This is a genomic window from Bradyrhizobium sp. CCBAU 11434, assembly GCF_028128895.1.
Taxonomy (GTDB): Bacteria; Pseudomonadota; Alphaproteobacteria; order Rhizobiales; family Xanthobacteraceae; genus Bradyrhizobium; species Bradyrhizobium zhengyangense.
Genome location: NZ_LBJX01000002.1, coordinates 484,978 through 501,933, shown reverse-complemented (window position 1 = coordinate 501,933; position 16,956 = coordinate 484,978). Strand labels below are relative to the sequence as shown.

Here is a 16,956-nt window from a genome sequence, read left to right as displayed (position 1 = left end):
AGACCGCATTCAAGACAAGGAAGGAAACCACGCCATGGCGTATGAGACGATCAAGTACGAGGTCGCCGAGCAGATCCTCACCATCACGCTGAACCGGCCCGACAAGCTCAACGCCTTTAACGCGCAAATGCAGGCCGAGCTGATCGACGCGTTCGACGCCGCCGACAAGGACGACAATGTCCGCGCCATCATCGTCACTGGCGCCGGCCGCGGCTTTTGCGCAGGCGCGGATCTCTCCTCGGGCGCTGACACCTTCGATCGCGACGCGCGGCGCGGGCCGGTCAAGCGCTTTGCCGACGGCAAGGTCGATTACAGCGATCCGCAGGTGCGCGACGGCGGCGGTCAGGTCACCTTGCGCATCTTCAGATGCCTGAAGCCCGTCATCGCCGCGGTGAACGGTCCCGCTGTCGGCATCGGCGTCACCATGCAGCTTGCGATGGACATCCGCATAGCCTCGGAGGCCGCGCGGTTCGGCTTCGTGTTCTCCCAGCGCGGCATCGTGCCGGAGGCGGCCTCGAGCTGGTTCCTGCCGCGCATCGTCGGCATCTCGCAGGCGCTGGAATGGTGTTACTCGGGCCGCGTCTTCCCGGCGCAGGAGGCGCTTGCCGGCCGCCTCGTCAGCAAGGTCGTGGCGCCGGATGATCTGCTGCCGACAGCCCGCGCGCTCGCCAAGGAATTTTGTGCCAAGACCGCGCCAGTGTCGGTGGCGCTGATCCGCCAAATGATGTGGCGCATGATGGGCGCGGACGATCCCATGGAAGCGCATAAGGTCGACAGCCGCGGCATCTATGCCCGCGGCCGCTCGGAGGATGTGAAAGAAGGCGTGGTGTCGTTCCTTGAGAAGAGGCCGGCGCAATTCAAGAACAAGGTGTCGATCGATATGCCGGACTATTTCCCGTGGTGGACGGAGCGGGAATACAAGTGATGCTCTTGTAGGGTCGCAAAGGCGCCCTTGCGCCGCGCCCACGATCTTTGCGTGATGGATACAGATCGTGGGCACGCTTCGCTTTGCCCACCCTACGTTACCTTCATTGCATCACCAGCGCCACGCGCCCGATCGCCTTGCGATCGAGCAACAGCCGCATCGCCTTGGCACAGTCCTCCAGCGGCAGCCGGTGCGAGATGTTGGGGCGCAGCTTGCCCTCCTCTGCCCATTGCAGCAGCGCCTTCAGCCTGATTTCGCCGAGCGCGGGATTTTTCCGCACCGCCTCGCCCGCGCGCACGCCGAGCACGCTGGCGCCCTTGATCAGCAGAAGATTGGTCTTGGCCGAGCCGATGCCTCCGGTGAAGCCGATCACCAGGAGCCGCGCGCCCCAGGCGATGCAGCGCATCGAGTCCTCGAACACCTGCCCGCCGACAGGATCGAACACGACGTCGGCGCCGCGACCGTCGGTGATGCGCTTGACGGCATCGCGAAACGGTTCGCGGTCGTAGCGGACGAGATGATCGGCGCCGCGTGATTTCGCAATCGCAAGCTTCTCATCGCTGGAGGCGGTTGCGATGACGGTGGCGCCCAGCATCTTGCCGATCTCGACGGCGGCAAGGCCGACGCCGCCGCCCGCACCGTGCACCAGCAGCACCTCGCCTGGTTCGACCCGGCCGCGATCGATCAGGGCGTGATAGGCGGTGCCATGGCCCGCGAGATAGGTCGCGGCTTCCGCATAATCGAAGGTCGACGGCATCGGCGTCAGCTGCGAGGGCATCACCACCGCTTCATCCGTGAACGCACCGTGGCGCATCTTCACGATGACCTTGTCGCCGACCGAAACACCCTTCGCCTCCGCGCCAACTTCGATCACATCGCCGGCGGCTTCCATGCCGGGCGTGAACGGCAGCTCGGGCTTGAGCTGATACTCGCCGGCCGCCATCAGCACATCAGGGAAATTCAATCCGGCAGCACGGATGGCGATCCGCACCTCGCCCGGCTCCAGAGCGCGCGAGGGAAACTCTTCCAGCCGCAAGGTCTCGGGCGCGCCGAGTGCGCGGCAGACGACAGCCCGCACCATCAGGCCGCGCTCGCCTTGCTGCGCAGCAGCGCCTCGCGGATCAGCGGCAACCGGTCATTGCCAAAATACATGTCGGTCTTGTTCACGAAGATCGTCGGCGAGCCGAAGCCGCCGCGGGCAACGACCTCTTCCGTGTTGGCCTTGAGCTGGTCCTTGATCGCCTGCTCGGAAATGCCGGCGAAGAATTTCTGCTCGTCGATGCCGACCTTCTTGCAGATTTCGGCCAGCACCGCATCCTGCGAGATGTCCTTGTCGCCGCCCCAATAGGCCTCGAATACTGATGTTGCGAACGGCACCATCTCGTTGCCGAGCCAGATGCAGCCGCGCATCGCCTTGACGCTGTTCACCGGGAACACCGTCGGCGGCATCTTGATCGCAAGCCCTGCCGAGCGCGCCCAGTCGGCAAGGTCCTTCTTCATGTAGCGCGCCTTCAACGGCACCGGCTTCTCGCGCTGCGCGTAGACGCTCGGATTGACCGTGTTGAAGATGCCACCGACCAGGATCGGCCGCCAGATGATCTCGGCGCCGACCTCTTTCGCCAGCGGCTGGATGTTGTGGAAGGCGAGATAGGTCCAGGGGCTGGAGCAGTCAAAGAAGAATTCGATCATGGTGTTTTTCCTTATGTATCTTGTCCCGCTCTCTCCCCGTCATTGCGAGGAGCGAAGCGACGAAGCAATCCAGAGTCCCTCCGCCGAAAGATTCTGGATTGCTTCGCTGCGCTCGCAATGACGAGGCGAGAGCGGAGGTCTATTTCCTTCCCAACAGTTCCTTCGCACGCTGGCCAAACATGATCTTGCGTGATTCCTCGTCGAACGGCTCTTTCACGAATTTTCCGATCGCGAGCCCCGCCTGCACCTGCGGCCGGGCGCGGACCTCGGCGTACCAGCGCTTCACGTTCGGATAGTCGTCGAGCGTAAAACCCTGCGCCTTGTGGGTCATGCTCCAGGGGAAGCAGGCGATGTCGGCAATGGAATAGTCGCCGGCGACATAGGCGCCGGTCTTGGCGAGCTGGCGGTCGAGCACGCCATAGAGCCGCGCGGCTTCGTCGCGATAGCGCTCGATCGCATAAGGAATTTTCTCCGCTGCATAGAGCGCGAAATGGCCGTGCTGACCGAGCATTGGACCGAGCCCAGCCATCTGCCACATCACCCACTGGATGGTGGTGGAGCGGCCGCGCAGGTCGCTGGGCAGAAAGCGGCCGGTCTTCTCCGCCAGATAAATCAGGATCGCGCCGGTCTCGAACACCGAAAACGGGCCGCCGCCATCGGCAGGCTCGTGATCGACGATCGCGGGAATGCGGTTGTTGGGCGAGATCGCCAGGAATTCAGGGTTGAACTGCTCGCCGGCGCGGATGTTGACGGGCTTCACTCGATAGGGAAGCCCGAGCTCCTCCAGCATGATCGAGATTTTCCAGCCGTTCGGCGTCGGCGCGTAATGGAGGTCGATCATGACTGTCCTCTGGCCTTTCCTTGGGCCTTGCCTGTCATCACCGCCGGAATAGAGGGCGACTTTTGTTGTTCTGTACCTTGACGTTAGGACATGGCAGGAAGGGGCGCAACACAACCTGCCGGGAGGGCCGCCATGCTGTTTCCAACCACGATCGCCGGCTCCTTGCCGAAGCCGGAATGGCTCGCCGAGCCCAATATGCTCTGGGCGCCCTGGAAGTCTGAAGGCGACGAGCTGCTCCGCGCCAAGCGCGACGCGACACTGATCTGGCTCAAAATCCAGGAGGACGCCGGCATCGACATCGTCACCGAGGGCGAGCAGGCCCGGCAGCACTTCGTGCACGGCTTTCTCGAGAAGATCGAAGGCATCGACTTCGCCCACAAGGTCGAGATGGGCATCCGCAAGGATCGCTACAAGGCAATGGTGCCGCAGGTCGTCGCCCCGCTCCGGCTCAAGGACCGTGTCCATGCCTTCGAGGCACGCGTAGCGCGCACGCACACGAAAAAGAAGCTGAAATTCACCCTGCCCGGCCCGATGACGATCATCGACACCATTGCGGACCGTTACTATGGCGACCGCGTCAAGATGGCCTTCGCCTTCGCCGAGCTGCTGAACGAGGAAGCCAAGGCGCTGCAAGCCGACGGCGTCAATCTCGTGCAGTTCGACGAGCCCGCCTTCAACGTCTACATGGACGAGGTCAACGACTGGGGCATCAAGGCGCTGGAGCGCGCCGCGCAAGGTCTCACCTGCACCACCGCCGTGCACATCTGCTACGGCTACGGCATCAAGGCAAACACCGACTGGAAGGAGACGCTCGGCACGCAATGGCGGCAGTACGAGCAGATTTTTCCGGCAATCGATGCCAGCCCGATCCAGCAGGTCGCGATCGAGTGCCGCAATTCCAAGGTCCCGCTCGATCTGCTCGCGCTGTTGAAGAACAAGATCGTGCAGGCCGGCGTCATCGACGTCGCCAGCGACACGGTCGAGACCGCCGAGGATGTCGTGCAGGTGATCGACGCTGTCTCGAAATTCGTGCCCAAGAGCAACATCATCGCCACCACCAATTGCGGCATGGCACCGATGCGGCGCGAGATCGCCGAAGCCAAGCTGATGGCGCTCGGTGCCGGCGCCGCGCTGGCGCGCGAAAAGCTGGGGTGATGGCAAGGATTCGGCGCTAGGGCTGCGCTGAGGGGTGCAGCACCGGCCGATAGCCGGCGTTCAGCGTGCGGAGTGTCGAGGGCGGCGTGAGCAGCGTTGCCTCGCCTGGGAGCTGCTCCGCCGCGGCATATCCCGCCGGCGACCACAGCAGCGCCCTGCCCTGCGTCACTAAGAAGCTTGCCTCGCCGTGCTGAACCATCGCGCCGTCGGGCAATTGGTCGAGCGGCACCAGAAGCGCGTGCAGTCGCTTCTTGCCGTGATCGAGCCGCTCCTGGTGCAGCACCGTGTCGATGTCGTGCATGCGGACATCGTGCACGCGATTGCCCTTCTCCCACGCGGCGCGGAAGCGATTGGCATCGTCTCGTCGGCAATAGAAGCAAGGGCGATGCCCGGCGGCGAGCGCGGTGGCTTCATCGAGGAAGAACAGCTCGGTCCAGCTTCGCTGCGCCATCACCTCGCGGCGGCGGCCGCGGAATTCGCAGGTACAGGTGAGCCAGGCCGGCGACGACCAGCGCTTCCTCAGCAGCGTCTTGGTCGCGGGATCGTGGATGATGCCGCGATTGCCGGTGAACATCCCGCGATGTGGCGTTGCGATGATCTCGCCAGTCGGCGTGACGCGGTTTTGCAGGGGCATGGTGGCTCTTCTCCTTTTCCCCGCTCGCGAGGCCGCGACGAGCTTTCGCTCGCGCTGAGAAGGTCGGGATAAGATGGCGCCTCCGCAAGGTCGGTGAGAATTGGACTCGCGGAGAGTCCCCCTCACCCGCGCCTTCGGCGCGACCTCTCCCCGCAAGCGGGGCGAGGTGAAGAAAGGTCACGCAGCGCCGTCACGGAGCGGCGGATGGTAGGAGAGCGCGGTATCCCAGGGGAAGAAGATCCAGGTGTCCTGCGAGACTTCCGTGATGAAGGTGTCGACCAGCGGACGCCCCTTCGGCTTGGCGTAAACAGTGGCGAAATGCGCATCCGGCAGCATCTCGCGCACCAGCTTGCCGGTCTTGCCGGTGTCGACGAGGTCGTCGACGATCAACAGCCCCTTGCCGGTGCCGCCACCAAGTTTCATCGCCTGTTCTGAAATACCCTTGAGGACCTGGAGATCGCCCTGCTTGTCGTGGTCGTAGCTGGCGATGCAGACCGTGTCGATCACGCGCACGCCCAGCTCGCGCGCCACGATCGCAGCCGGCACCAAACCGCCGCGGGTAATCGCGATCACCGCGTGGAACGGCCCGACCTCGTTGAGCCGCCAGGTCAGTGCCCGGCAATCCCGGTGGAACTGGTCCCACGACACCGGAAAGGGCCTGCCTGCCCGTTCCTGCGCGCTCAGTTCCGGTGCTTCACCAGCCATCGTCGTCTCCTGCTTTCGCCTGCCGGCATTTGCTACCGGGTGATGTTCAATCCCGCCAGCATTTCCTTCACCGCAGCCATTGCGGCGGCCAGCTTATCTGCGTCGCGCGAACGCACCACCAGATTGGTGTTGGGCTTCGAGTCCTCGTCCATGAAGGGATAGCTGCCGATGATGGTGTCGGGATGAGCGGCGGCGATCGCCCTCAAGGGGCTGCCGATGTCGCCTTCCCGCGCATTGGCGCGGACCGATTCAGAGAGCATGCGGACGCCTGACTTCAGCTTGGGCGAGACGATGTCCATCATCGCCTGCATGATCGAGGGCACGCCGGCCATGACGATGACATTGCCGATCTTGAAGCCGGGCGCGAGGATGGTCGCGCTCTGGATCAGCTCGGCACCATCGGGGATGCGGGCCATACGCAGGCGGGCCTCGTTGAGGTCCTGCTCGCTCCAGCGCTCGCGGAAGCGGGCGACCACTTCGGGATGGTGGTCGATGCCGACCCCGAACGCCTTGGCGACGCTGTCGGCGGTGATGTCATCATGGGTCGGCCCGATGCCGCCGGTGGTGAAGACATAGGTGTAGCGTTGCCGCAGTGCATTCAACGCGGCGACGATGTCGTCCTCGTCGTCGGAGACGACCCGGACTTCCTTCAGGTCGATGCCGATATTGGTCAGGTACTCGGCGATGAAGCCAATGTTCTTGTCCTTGGTCCGGCCGGACAGGATTTCATCCCCGATGACCAAAATGCCCGCCGTGACGATCTCGCTCATACCTTAAGTCCCTCACTGTCCCGCCGAATTTGCCGGGGTAACGCGTTGAAGTCACGCGCTTTTGCTGCCGAAATAAGCAGTCCTCAGCCATTTTTTCAGGCAGGCCGCCAGCCATGTCAGGCAAATGCCCTCTCACCATGCTTATCCCGCTGGCCCGCCCCTTGCTACCACATGAAAGTCATGCACTCTTGCCGCATGGCCACAGGACGTTGCGGTCTGCGCTAGGACCTCTTCGGCCTGACCATTGGCGCAACGCCTTGGGGAGACAAGTCGGGATCTATGGCAGTCGCGTTTGATGAAATGAATATTCCGGGCGGGGACCTTCGCCCCGCCTATCAGGAGCTGGCACGCTGGCTCAAGGAGACGCCTCCCGAGGCGCTTGAATATCGCCGCCAGGAGGCCGAGCTCCTGTTCCGCCGCATCGGCATTACCTTCGCGGTCTATGGCGATTCCGAATCCACCGAGCGGCTGATCCCCTTTGACGTCATCCCGCGGATCATGTCCGGCAAGGAATGGACGGTGCTGGAAAAGGGGCTGAAGCAGCGCGTCAAGGCGCTGAACATGTTCCTGCGCGACATCTATCACGGCCGCGACATCCTCCGCGCCGAGGTCGTGCCCGAGGATCTGATCTTCCAGAACCCGGTTTTTCGCCCTGAGATGAACGGCCAGCAGGTGCCGCACGACGTCTATGTGCACATCGCCGGAATCGATATCATCAGGGTCGATGCCGAAGACTTCATCGTGCTGGAGGACAATGCGCGCACGCCGTCTGGCGTGTCCTACATGCTGGAAAACCGCGAGATCATGATGCGGCTGTTTCCGGATCTGTTCGCCCGCCACAAGGTGGCGCCGGTCGAACGCTATCCGGACGAGCTGCTCTCGGCGCTCCGCTCGGTCGCGCCGCATGGCGCCTCGGGCGAGCCGACCGTCGCCCTGCTCACGCCTGGCGTCTACAACTCGGCCTATTACGAGCACTCCTTCCTGGCCGACAAGCTCGGCATCGAGCTCGTCGAAGGCCGCGACCTCATCGTCAAGAACAACGAAGTGTTCATGCGGACGACAGAGGGAGTGAAACGGGTCGACGTGATCTATCGCCGCGTCGACGACGACTTCCTTGATCCGCTGACCTTCCGGCCCGACTCGGCGCTGGGCGTGCCCGGACTGATGTCGGCCTACGCCGCCGGCAACATCACGCTCGCCAACGCAGTCGGTACCGGCATCGCCGACGACAAGGCGATTTACTCCTACATGCCGGAGATCGTGAAATTCTATCTCGGCGAGGAGCCGATCCTGAAGAACGTGCAGACCTGGCGCTGCCGCGAGCCGAAGGATCTGGCTTACGTGCTCGACCATCTCGGTGAGCTCGTCGTGAAAGAAGTGCACGGCTCCGGCGGCTACGGCATGCTGATCGGCCCTGCCGCGACGAAGGCGACGATCGAAGCCTTCCGCGAAAAGCTCAAGCGCGAGCCGGAAGGCTTTATCGCCCAGCCGACGCTGGCGCTCTCGACCTGCCCGACCTGTACGGCGTCAGGCCTTGCCCCGCGCCATGTCGATCTTCGCCCGTTCGTGCTGACCGGCAGCAAGAACACGACGATCGTGCCGGGCGGTCTGACGCGCGTGGCGCTGAAGGAAGGCTCGCTCGTGGTGAATTCGAGCCAGGGCGGCGGCACCAAAGACACCTGGATTCTGGACGAGTAGAGAGATGCTGTCGCGTACCGCCGAAAACCTCTACTGGCTCGCCCGCTACGTCGAACGGGCCGAATATCTCGCACGCACCATCGATGCGACCCTGCGCGTCACCGCGCTTCCAGCCGCCTATATCGGCAAGACCAACGAATGGGACTCCGCGCTGCTCACCGCCGGCGTCGCGGAGAGCTTCTATCAGACCCACGAGGAAGCCAACGAGCACAACGTGGTCGACTACCTTTCGTTCTCGGCCGACAACCCGTCCTCGATCCGGAACTGCATCGAAGCGGCGCGGCTGAACTCGCGCTCGGTGCGCACCGCGCTGACGAGCGAAATGTGGGACACCATCAACTCGGCCTGGATCGAGTTGCAGGAGGTCTGGAGCAAGGGCACCTCGACGCGCGAGGACCTGGCAAAGTTCCTGCGCTTCGTGCAGGAGACCTCGCTGCGCTTCGACGGCTCGGCCTACCGGACCATGCTGCGCAACGACGCCTATTGGTTCTCCCGCCTCGGCCTGCATCTTGAGCGCGCCGACAACACCGCCCGCATTCTCGACGTGAAGTATCACGTGCTGCTGCCCGAGGAGGAGCATGTCGGCGGCCCGCTCGACTTCTACCAGTGGAGCTCGATCCTGCGTTCGGTCTCGGCGCTGACGGCCTATCACTGGGTCTATCGCGAAACGCTGAAGCCTTGGCTGGTGGCGGATCTGCTCATCCTCAACGGCACGCTGCCGCGCTCGCTGGCGAGCTGCTACGACAATCTCGTGCGCAATCTCGACCAGATCGGTGTGGCCTATGGCCGGCAAGGCCCGGCCCAGCGCCACGCCCGCGGCATCCGCAACCGGCTGGAACACAGCAACATGAACGACATTTTCCAGCATGGGGTGCATGAATTCATTCAGGAATTCATCGCCGACAATTCCAGGCTGGGCGAAATCATCACGAAGCAGTATTTGATCTGATCCACGCAGTCATTCCGGGACACCCGGACTGACGGAATCAAAACACCATGCGCCTGCGAATCCAGCACACCACGACCTATCGCTACGAGCCGGCGGCGACGAGCGTGATCCAGATCCTGCGCATGACGCCGTGCAGCCATGACGGGCAGTATGTGGCGGAGTGGCAGATCGACGTTTCCACCGACACCAAGCTCGACATGCACGAGGACGCGTTCGGCAACGTCACCCATGTGCTGTCCTGCGGCCCCGTCAGCGACATCAAGATCACGGCCGAAGGCCTGATCGAGACGCACGATACCGGCGGCGTGCTGCGCGGCGCAGACGAGCGCTTTCCCGCCGACATGTTCCTGCGCACCACGGACCTCACGACCGTCAATCCGGCGATGGCGGCGGTCGCGCGCCAGCTGCGCAGCGAGGCCGAGAGCGACACGCTCGGTTTCCTGCACGCGCTGATGAGCGAGATCAGCGATCACATGACCTTTGACGAGGACCCGACCAACAGCGGCACCTCGGCCGCCGACGCGTTCACGCTGAAGCGCGGCGTGTGCCAGGACTATGCGCATATCTTCATCGCCTGCGCCCGCACCGGCGGCGTGCCGGCGCGCTTCGTCTCCGGCCATTTCCTGCGCTCCGACGGCACGGTGCATCAGGACGCCGGCCACGCCTGGGCGGAAGCCTATGTGCCTGACCTCGGTTGGGTCGGCTTCGATCCCGCCAACAGCATCTGCACCACAGATGCCCATGTCCGCGTCGCGATCGGGCTCGACTATCTCGGCGCAGCCCCCGTGCGCGGCACCCGCTATGGCGGCGGCGCGGAGACGCTGACCGTCGCGGTCAAGGTCGAGCAGGCCGGCCGCGGCGGGCAGTCGCAATCGCAGTCGCAGCGGCAGAGCTAGACGCCAACGGCCAGTCTCATCAGGCGTGCTATGATCGCGGGATCAAATGGCCCTGCGAGGACCCCATGGCGACAGTCAAACTGCTTTCGGATGACGAGCTCTCACTCGAGGCGCGCGCCGTTTTCGACGACATCCGCAAGGTGCGGAAGTCGGACTTCGTCAACAATTTCTGGCGCGCGCTGGCGCATGATCCGAAGACGCTGCGGCGGACCTGGGAGAGCCCGAAGGAGGTGATGGCGCCGGGCGCGCTCGATCCCAAGGTCAAGGAGATGCTCTATGTCGCTGTGTCGATCGCGCATGGCTGCAGCTACTGCATCCATTCGCACACGGCCGCCGCGCGGGCCAAGGGCATGACTGAGGCCGAATATGGCGAGCTGCTCGCCATCGTCGGCATGGCCTCCGAGACCAACCGGCTGGTCACCGCGCTCGGCGTTCCCGTCGACCAGGCGTTCCTCGCCGACGCCGCGGACTGAGATCGCCGACCTCCCCCTGGGAATCGGGGGTTGGAGCGGGCGGCGAAATTGGCTAGTAATTTCGCGCAAACGCGTTCGGGGACTGGAAATGACCTATTGTTGCGGAATCCTGGTTCGGGACGGTCTGGTGATGATCGCCGATACCCGCACCAATGCCGGCCTCGACAATGTCTCGACCTTCCGCAAGCTGCACATCTTCTCCAAGCCCGGCGACCGCATCATGGCGATCGCCAGCGCCGGCAATCTCGCCATCAGCCAGTCGGTGCTGTCCACCCTGACCGAAGGCCTCGAGGACCCCAACACGGGCGAGATCGAGACGCTGATGAACGCGCCGACCATGTTCCAGGCGGCCCAGCGCATCGGCCGGGCGATCCGGGCGGTGCATGCGACCGAGGGACCGGCGCTGAAATCCGAGGACGTCTCCTTCGACGTCTCGTTCCTGTTCGGCGGCCAGATCAAGGGCGCGCGCATGCGCCTGTTCATGGTCTACACCGCCGGCAATTTCATCGAGTGCACCACCGACACGCCTTACTTGCAGATCGGCGAGCACAAATACGGCAAGCCGGTGCTCGACCGCGCCATGCATTACGACGTCGAGCTTTACGAGGCGCTGAAGACCGGCCTGATCTCGATGGACTCGACGATGCGCTCGAATCTCGGCGTCGGCCTTCCGATCGACGTGCTGGTGGTGCGCTCGGACGCTTACGATGCGGACCTGAACCACCGCATCGAGGCCGGCGAGCCTTATTTCCACGACCTTCGCTCGCGCTGGTCGGCGGCACTGCGCGCGGCGCATCAGAACATTCCGCGGCCGCCCTACAAGAACGAAAAAGAACCCAAAACCTGACAACTCAAAGAAAAGGCAGGAAACGATGAGTGAAGCAAAAAAGATCGCCCTGGTGACGGGCGCCGGCACCGGTGTCGGACGCGCGGCTGCACTGGCGCTGATGAACACCGGCTTCACCGTGGTGCTCGCAGGCCGCCGCATGGAGATGCTCGAGGAGACCGCCAAGCTCGGCCCCGCGGGAAAGAGCCTCTGCGTCACCGCCGACATGACCAAGCCGGAGTCCATCGCCGCGCTGTTCGACAAGGTGAAGGCGACCTACGGCCGCCTCGACGTGCTCTTCAACAATGCCGGCATGGGTGCGCCCGCCGTCAATTTCGAGGACCTCAGCCTCGAGCAGTGGCAGGCGGTGGTGAACACCAACCTCACCGGCCCGTTCCTGTGCACCCAGCACGCCTTCCGCATCATGAAGGACCAGAGCCCGCGCGGCGGCCGCATCATCAACAACGGCTCGATCTCGGCGCATGCGCCGCGGCCGTTCTCGGCGGCCTACACCTCGACCAAGCACGCCATCACGGGCCTCACCAAGGCCAGCAACCTCGACGGCCGCATGTATGACATCGCGGTCGGCCAGGTCGACATCGGCAATGCCGCAACCCCGATGACCGATCGCATGGTCAACGGCCCCGGCGTGCTGCAGCCCGACGGCACCACCAAGCACGAGCCGCGCATGGACGCGAAGGCGGTCGGCGATGCCGTGGCCTACATGGCCGGCCTGCCGCTCGACGCCAACGTGCTGACCATGACGGTCATGGCGACCAAGATGCCGTTCGTGGGCCGTGGCTGAACGAAAACGCGAAAACAACCCCATGCACAGTAGAGGCATGGGGTTGCCATCTAGCCAGCGGTGCTTCGGATCGCTCGGCCGACCTGCTGCAAGGCCTCGAAGGCTGCGAACCGCCTGGCGTTCCAACTGGCCAGGGCCCCGTGCGGTGGATGGATTTCTCCTAGGGCCGACATCGCCTCCATCGCCTCTCTGACATCGGTGTGGTCGCCGGAAGCGACCGATCCGAGCATCGCGGAGCCGAGCAACACCGGCTCCGGAGATGCCGAGGCAGCAACCGTGAGGCCGGTCGTATCGGCGAGCACCTGCCGCACCAGGCGGCTCTGAGCCGCTCCACCGCTGACGACGATCGTATCGATGGCGATACCTTTGTCCTGCTGGGTGCGCACGATCTGGCGCGCGCCGTGGCCGAGGCCGCACAGGCCAGCAAGATAGAGGGCGAGCAAGCTCTCCAGGTCGGAGCGCATATCCAGTCCAGCGATCAGCGCACGCGCATCGGGATCCGCGAAAGGCGCGCGGTTGCCGAGAAACTCTGGCACGACATGAAGCTCGCCCACCAGGTCGCGAACCATCTCCGCACCGCCGCGCGCGTCCACCTGCGCGGCCAGCCAATCCGCGAGCGTCCGTTGGTGCTGACGCGCCGTCTGTGTCGCCTGTGCAGAATACGGATGCATCTGGATGAGATGGTCAATGGCTGCACCGGCGACCGACTGTCCACCCTCATTGAGCCACAGCCCCGGAACCATGGCGGAGAAATAAGGTCCCCAAACACCGGGAACGAAGACCGGATTCTCGGTGGTTGACATGGTGCAGGCCGACGTTCCGAACACATAGGCCATGCGGGTGAGCGCCGTACCCGCAGTTCCGCGCGCGCCGACCGTGCCGACACCGCCCGCATGCGCGTCGATAAGACCTGCCGCAACTGATGTGCCCGACTTCAGGCCAAGGTCGGTCGCTGCCTCTGCCGTCAGGCCGGCGGCCAGCCGTGTGCCGCCGGGCACGATCTCGGTACCGATGCGGCGAAACTGCTCGTCGGCCAGCGTGCCGAGACCGACCGAGCGAAAGAAATCGGCATCCCAGCGATCTTCGTGGCCCAGATAGGTCCACTTGCACGTGACGGTGCAGGTGGAGCGGGCAAGGCTCCCGGTTGCACGCCAGGTGAGGAAATCAGTGAGGTCCATGAACTGCCAGGCGTCCGCAAAGCTGCGCGGCATGTTTTCGGCAAGCCACAACAGTTTCGGCGTCTCCATCTCGGGTGAGATCGTTCCCCCGACATAGTCGAGAACTTTCGCGCCGGCGCGGTTGATGCGGCGCGCCTGATCGACCGCACGATGATCCATCCACACGATGATATTGCGGGCGGAATCGCCGGACGGGCCGACGGCAAGCGGCGCGCCGCCACTGCCCAACACCACCAGCGAGCAGGTCGCGTCAAATCCGATGCCGGCAATGCTGTCGGGCGCGATGTCGGCCTTTTCGACCGCGCCGCGCACGCTGAGGCATACGGCGCGCCAGACGTCCTCGCTCGACTGCTCGACAATATCGCCGGCCTCCCGCCACAGCATGATGTCGGCCTTATCGGAGGAGACAAGCCTGCCGGAGCGATCGAAGACCCCTGCTCTCGCACTGCCCGTGCCGACGTCGATGCCCAGAAAATGACGAGTCATCGCGGAGTCCCTCACATGAAGCGACATACAGAGCGCAGACGCGGTAGCTTAGAGATCGTTGCTCTGCGGCAGGATCACGAGGTCGCGGATCGTGACATTTCTCGGACGGGTCAACATGAACAGTACGGCCTGCGCAACTTCCGTCGGCTGGATTAGGCCACCGGCTGCCATTTCCTGCTCGAGCTTCTCCTTCGGCCAGTCGCTGATGAGTGCGGTCACGACCGGGCCGGGCGCCACCGCGCCGACGCGCAGGCCGTATTTGGCGACCTGCCGACGCACGGTATGGACAAAAGCCTGCACGGCGTGTTTTGAGGCGGTGTAGATCGGCTCCCAGACGACAGGGACGAGACCGGCGATCGAACTGGTGACGATGATGTCACCGCTCTTGCGCTCGACCATGTGGGGCAACACCGCGTGGATGGAGCGAAACATCGCATTGACGTTGAGGTTCAGCATGCGGTCCCAGGCGTCGGGGTCGCCGCCAAGCACCTCGCCGCCGACATAGGTGCCGGCATTGGCATGAAAGATGTCGAGCCGGCCCGCCCTCTCGAGCACCTGCGGCATCATGCCGGCCATGTCAGCAGCATCGGTCAGGTCGATACGCAGCGGAATCGCGTTATCGCCAAGCTCGGAACAGACACTGTTCAGCGCCTCCTCCGCCCGGTCGACCAGCACCACGCGCGCGCCTGCTGCGATCATTGCCCTGGCGCACTCGAGACCGATGCCCGACGCAGCACCGGTAATGGCGGCAACCTTTCCTGCAAGTTCCTGGCCCACGGTCGGTCCTCTTGTTGGAGTTTGTTAGGCTCGGCCATGGGAGACACGCGAGCGTCGTGCCAGCGAGTCGACGATAACCGCAACGGCAAGCACGGCGCCGGTGATCATGTACCGAAGCGACGAAGAGAGATCGAGCAGCGTGAGGCCGCTGGCGATCGACTGGATGACGATGATACCGAGCAGCGCGGAATAAGCGCTGCCGCGGCCGCCAAACAGGCTGGTGCCGCCGATGACCGCTGCAGCGATGGCGTTGAGGTTCACATCTCCCGTACCGGCCTGCTGGCTGGAAGAGGCCAGCCGCGCGGCGCCAAGGATACCGCCGGCGGCTGCCAGCGTGGAGCATAGCATGAAGGCGGTCATATGGATCTGGCGAACGTTGATGCCGGCACGACGGGCGGCCTCGCGATTGCCTCCGACCGCGCTCATTGAGCGGCCCCATTTGGTCCGCTTCAGTGCGTAGTTCATGACCACGCACAAGCCGACGAACAGGCCGAACATCCACGGAACGCCGCGCGCGAGATTGAGATAGTAGACAATGAATTCGAGCACGACGATAACGAGCGCAGCCTTCAGCAGAAGGCGACTGAGCGTACTTGCAGACAGCCCTGCCGCTCGCCTGCGCGCAGCCATGCGGTAACCAGTCGCGAACACGACCACGCCGGCAAGTGCCGCGAGCGTGTAGGATACGATCGGCGGCATGACCAGCATCTGTCCGAAATTGACCAGCGGCGATCCGTAAGGGAGATTGATCGAGCCGGACGAGCCGAGCAGGTAGAGTTGCAGGCCGAGCCACGCCAGCAGGCCTGATAGAGTCGAGACGAAGCTCGGCATGCCCAGGCGGTTGAACAGGAACGCATAGAGTGCGCCGATCGAGGCGCCCAGCACCAGCGCCGTGACGACTGCCACCGCGACGGGCCAATCCTGATTGACCCAGAGCACGCCGATCAGCGCGGAGGAGAACCCGCTCACCGAACCGACCGAAAGGTCAATCTCGCCGACCATCAGGACACAAACGATGCCGAGCGAGATGACGCCGACGGTCGAGCAATCGAACAGCAGATTGACCAGATTGTCAGGCGCCAGGAAAACCGGATTGAGGCTCTGGAATGCGGTGCAGATGATCAGCAGGCCGACAACTACCGGCAGGGAGCCGAGGTCGCCCGACCGGACCCGGTCGACGAAGGCGCCGATCGTGCCACTGAGAGTATCCGCGTGTGCGACGCGCTCGTCGCGACGGTCGAGCAACCGCGCGGTCGAAACCCGTTGCGTATCGTCGGTCATATCAGCGCCTCCCGCGATTGCTGCATGCCGCGTCGGCTGGCGCGTCGGGAGACCGAATTCTCGTCGGCACCCGTGATGGCCGTGACGAGATCCTGGTTGGAAACATCGGGTCCGAATTCGCCGTTGTTGCGGCCGAGGCGCAGCACCACGATGCGGTCGGCGACGGCCCGGACGTCCTCCATGTTGTGACTGATCACGATGACGCCGAGGCCGCGGGCGCGCACGCGCTCGATCAGATCGAGTACCTCCGCGGTCTGGGCGACGCCGAGCGCCGCGGTCGGCTCGTCGAGCAGAATGAGCTTGGGTTCTGTCAGCAGTGAACGCGCGATTGCCACGGTCTGGCGCTGCCCGCCCGACAGCGACGCAACGGGTTCGCGCACGCTCGGAATGCGGGCCGACAATTCGTTGAGCAATGTCCAGGCCCGGATCTCCATGGACACTTCATCGAGCCTGACGGGATTGAGTTCGCGGCCAAGGAAGATATTGGCAACGACATCGAGGTTCTCGCAGAGCGCCAGGTCCTGGAAGACCGTGGCGATGCCAAGGCCTAGTGCCGTGGCCGGATCGGACAGCACGACATGTTCGCCATCGAAGTCGATCGTCCCCGAAGTGGGCTGGTGCACGCCGGCCAGAATCTTCACCAGCGTGGACTTTCCGGCACCGTTGTCACCGACAAGCGCCACGACCTCGCCGGCATGGACGTCGAGATCGACATCGGCAAGGGCGGACACGGCGCCGAAATTCTTGGAAATGCCGCGAAGCTTCAAGACCAGTTTGCCTGGGCCCTCCTGCGGGTGATCGACATCCGAGCTCGTGGACATGTCCGCGTCCGCCTTCCCTTGGTTCATCCCGGCCGCATTGCGCGGCC

18 protein-coding genes are annotated in these 16,956 nt (G+C 64.1%); 8 read left to right on the top strand and 10 right to left on the bottom strand.

Going from position 1 to position 16,956, the window contains the following annotated elements:
• Positions 1–34 precede the first annotated feature (34 nt).
• The gene (locus XI06_RS04640; RefSeq protein WP_237873471.1) at positions 35–925 is read left to right on the top strand and encodes a crotonase/enoyl-CoA hydratase family protein; all 891 of its coding nucleotides are present in this window, start codon (positions 35–37) and stop codon (positions 923–925) included.
• Positions 926–1,028: 103 nt separating this feature from the next.
• On the opposite strand, the gene XI06_RS04635 is transcribed toward XI06_RS04640, so the two are convergent.
• From XI06_RS04635 to XI06_RS04625, 3 genes are all read right to left on the bottom strand, one after another.
• A complete protein-coding gene (locus XI06_RS04635; RefSeq protein WP_237873469.1) occupies positions 1,029–2,006 on the bottom strand; it encodes an NADPH:quinone oxidoreductase family protein in 978 nt (325 codons plus the stop codon).
• Positions 2,006–2,614 (bottom strand): 2-hydroxychromene-2-carboxylate isomerase, encoded by a 609-nt coding sequence (locus XI06_RS04630; RefSeq protein ID WP_237873467.1) that lies wholly within the window; start codon positions 2,612–2,614, stop codon positions 2,006–2,008. Before XI06_RS04630 ends, XI06_RS04635 begins: the two co-directional genes overlap by 1 nt.
• Before the next feature lie 139 nt (positions 2,615–2,753).
• Positions 2,754–3,455 carry a glutathione S-transferase N-terminal domain-containing protein gene (locus XI06_RS04625; protein ID WP_237873465.1) on the bottom strand — a complete coding sequence of 234 codons (702 nt, stop codon included), beginning with the start codon at positions 3,453–3,455 and terminating at the stop codon, positions 2,754–2,756.
• A 132-nt stretch (positions 3,456–3,587) separates the two neighbouring features.
• On the opposite strand from XI06_RS04625, the gene XI06_RS04620 reads away from it, so the two are divergent.
• Entirely contained in the window at positions 3,588–4,610 is a 1,023-nt protein-coding gene (locus XI06_RS04620) for a methionine synthase (RefSeq protein ID WP_237873462.1), read from the top strand.
• 16 nt (positions 4,611–4,626) lie between these two features.
• Here XI06_RS04620 and XI06_RS04615 read toward each other — a convergent pair whose 3' ends face one another.
• From XI06_RS04615 to XI06_RS04605, 3 genes are all read right to left on the bottom strand, one after another.
• Complete coding sequence (locus XI06_RS04615) at positions 4,627–5,244, bottom strand: hypothetical protein (protein ID WP_237873459.1); 618 nt, start codon at positions 5,242–5,244, stop codon at positions 4,627–4,629.
• A 177-nt stretch (positions 5,245–5,421) separates the two neighbouring features.
• Positions 5,422–5,949: a xanthine phosphoribosyltransferase gene (gene gpt, locus XI06_RS04610; RefSeq protein WP_057740910.1), complete on the bottom strand. Its 528-nt coding sequence runs from the start codon at positions 5,947–5,949 to the stop codon at positions 5,422–5,424.
• 32 nt (positions 5,950–5,981) lie between these two features.
• Positions 5,982–6,719 carry a competence/damage-inducible protein A gene (locus XI06_RS04605; protein WP_237866209.1) on the bottom strand — a complete coding sequence of 246 codons (738 nt, stop codon included), beginning with the start codon at positions 6,717–6,719 and terminating at the stop codon, positions 5,982–5,984.
• A gap of 279 nt (positions 6,720–6,998) precedes the next feature.
• Between XI06_RS04605 and XI06_RS04600 the strand changes: the two genes are divergently transcribed.
• The 6 genes from XI06_RS04600 to XI06_RS04575 all read left to right on the top strand — a co-directional run bounded on the left by XI06_RS04600 (position 6,999) and on the right by XI06_RS04575 (position 12,366).
• Positions 6,999–8,417: a circularly permuted type 2 ATP-grasp protein gene (locus XI06_RS04600; protein ID WP_237873457.1), complete on the top strand. Its 1,419-nt coding sequence runs from the start codon at positions 6,999–7,001 to the stop codon at positions 8,415–8,417.
• A gap of 4 nt (positions 8,418–8,421) precedes the next feature.
• Positions 8,422–9,366: an alpha-E domain-containing protein gene (locus XI06_RS04595; protein WP_128951022.1), complete on the top strand. Its 945-nt coding sequence runs from the start codon at positions 8,422–8,424 to the stop codon at positions 9,364–9,366.
• Between the two features lie 47 nt (positions 9,367–9,413).
• Complete coding sequence (locus tag XI06_RS04590) at positions 9,414–10,262, top strand: transglutaminase family protein (protein ID WP_237866207.1); 849 nt, start codon at positions 9,414–9,416, stop codon at positions 10,260–10,262.
• Positions 10,263–10,327: 65 nt separating this feature from the next.
• Entirely contained in the window at positions 10,328–10,735 is a 408-nt protein-coding gene (locus XI06_RS04585; RefSeq protein WP_237873456.1) for a carboxymuconolactone decarboxylase family protein, read from the top strand.
• Positions 10,736–10,823: 88 nt separating this feature from the next.
• Positions 10,824–11,582 (top strand): proteasome-type protease, encoded by a 759-nt coding sequence (locus tag XI06_RS04580; protein ID WP_237866205.1) that lies wholly within the window; start codon positions 10,824–10,826, stop codon positions 11,580–11,582.
• Between the two features lie 25 nt (positions 11,583–11,607).
• The gene (locus tag XI06_RS04575; RefSeq protein ID WP_237873454.1) at positions 11,608–12,366 is read left to right on the top strand and encodes an SDR family oxidoreductase; all 759 of its coding nucleotides are present in this window, start codon (positions 11,608–11,610) and stop codon (positions 12,364–12,366) included.
• A 50-nt stretch (positions 12,367–12,416) separates the two neighbouring features.
• On the opposite strand, the gene XI06_RS04570 is transcribed toward XI06_RS04575, so the two are convergent.
• The 4 genes from XI06_RS04570 to XI06_RS04555 are packed head-to-tail and all read right to left on the bottom strand — an operon-like array spanning position 12,417 to position 16,909.
• Entirely contained in the window at positions 12,417–14,030 is a 1,614-nt protein-coding gene (locus XI06_RS04570) for an FGGY-family carbohydrate kinase (RefSeq protein ID WP_237873452.1), read from the bottom strand.
• Between the two features lie 48 nt (positions 14,031–14,078).
• The gene (locus XI06_RS04565; protein WP_237873448.1) at positions 14,079–14,807 is read right to left on the bottom strand and encodes an SDR family oxidoreductase; all 729 of its coding nucleotides are present in this window, start codon (positions 14,805–14,807) and stop codon (positions 14,079–14,081) included.
• A 24-nt stretch (positions 14,808–14,831) separates the two neighbouring features.
• Entirely contained in the window at positions 14,832–16,088 is a 1,257-nt protein-coding gene (locus XI06_RS04560) for a sugar ABC transporter permease (protein ID WP_237866201.1), read from the bottom strand.
• Positions 16,085–16,909, bottom strand: a complete 825-nt coding sequence (locus tag XI06_RS04555) for an ATP-binding cassette domain-containing protein (protein WP_237873446.1) — start codon at positions 16,907–16,909, stop codon at positions 16,085–16,087. The genes XI06_RS04560 and XI06_RS04555 overlap by 4 nt, the downstream gene beginning before the upstream one ends.
• Positions 16,910–16,956: the final 47 nt, after the last annotated feature.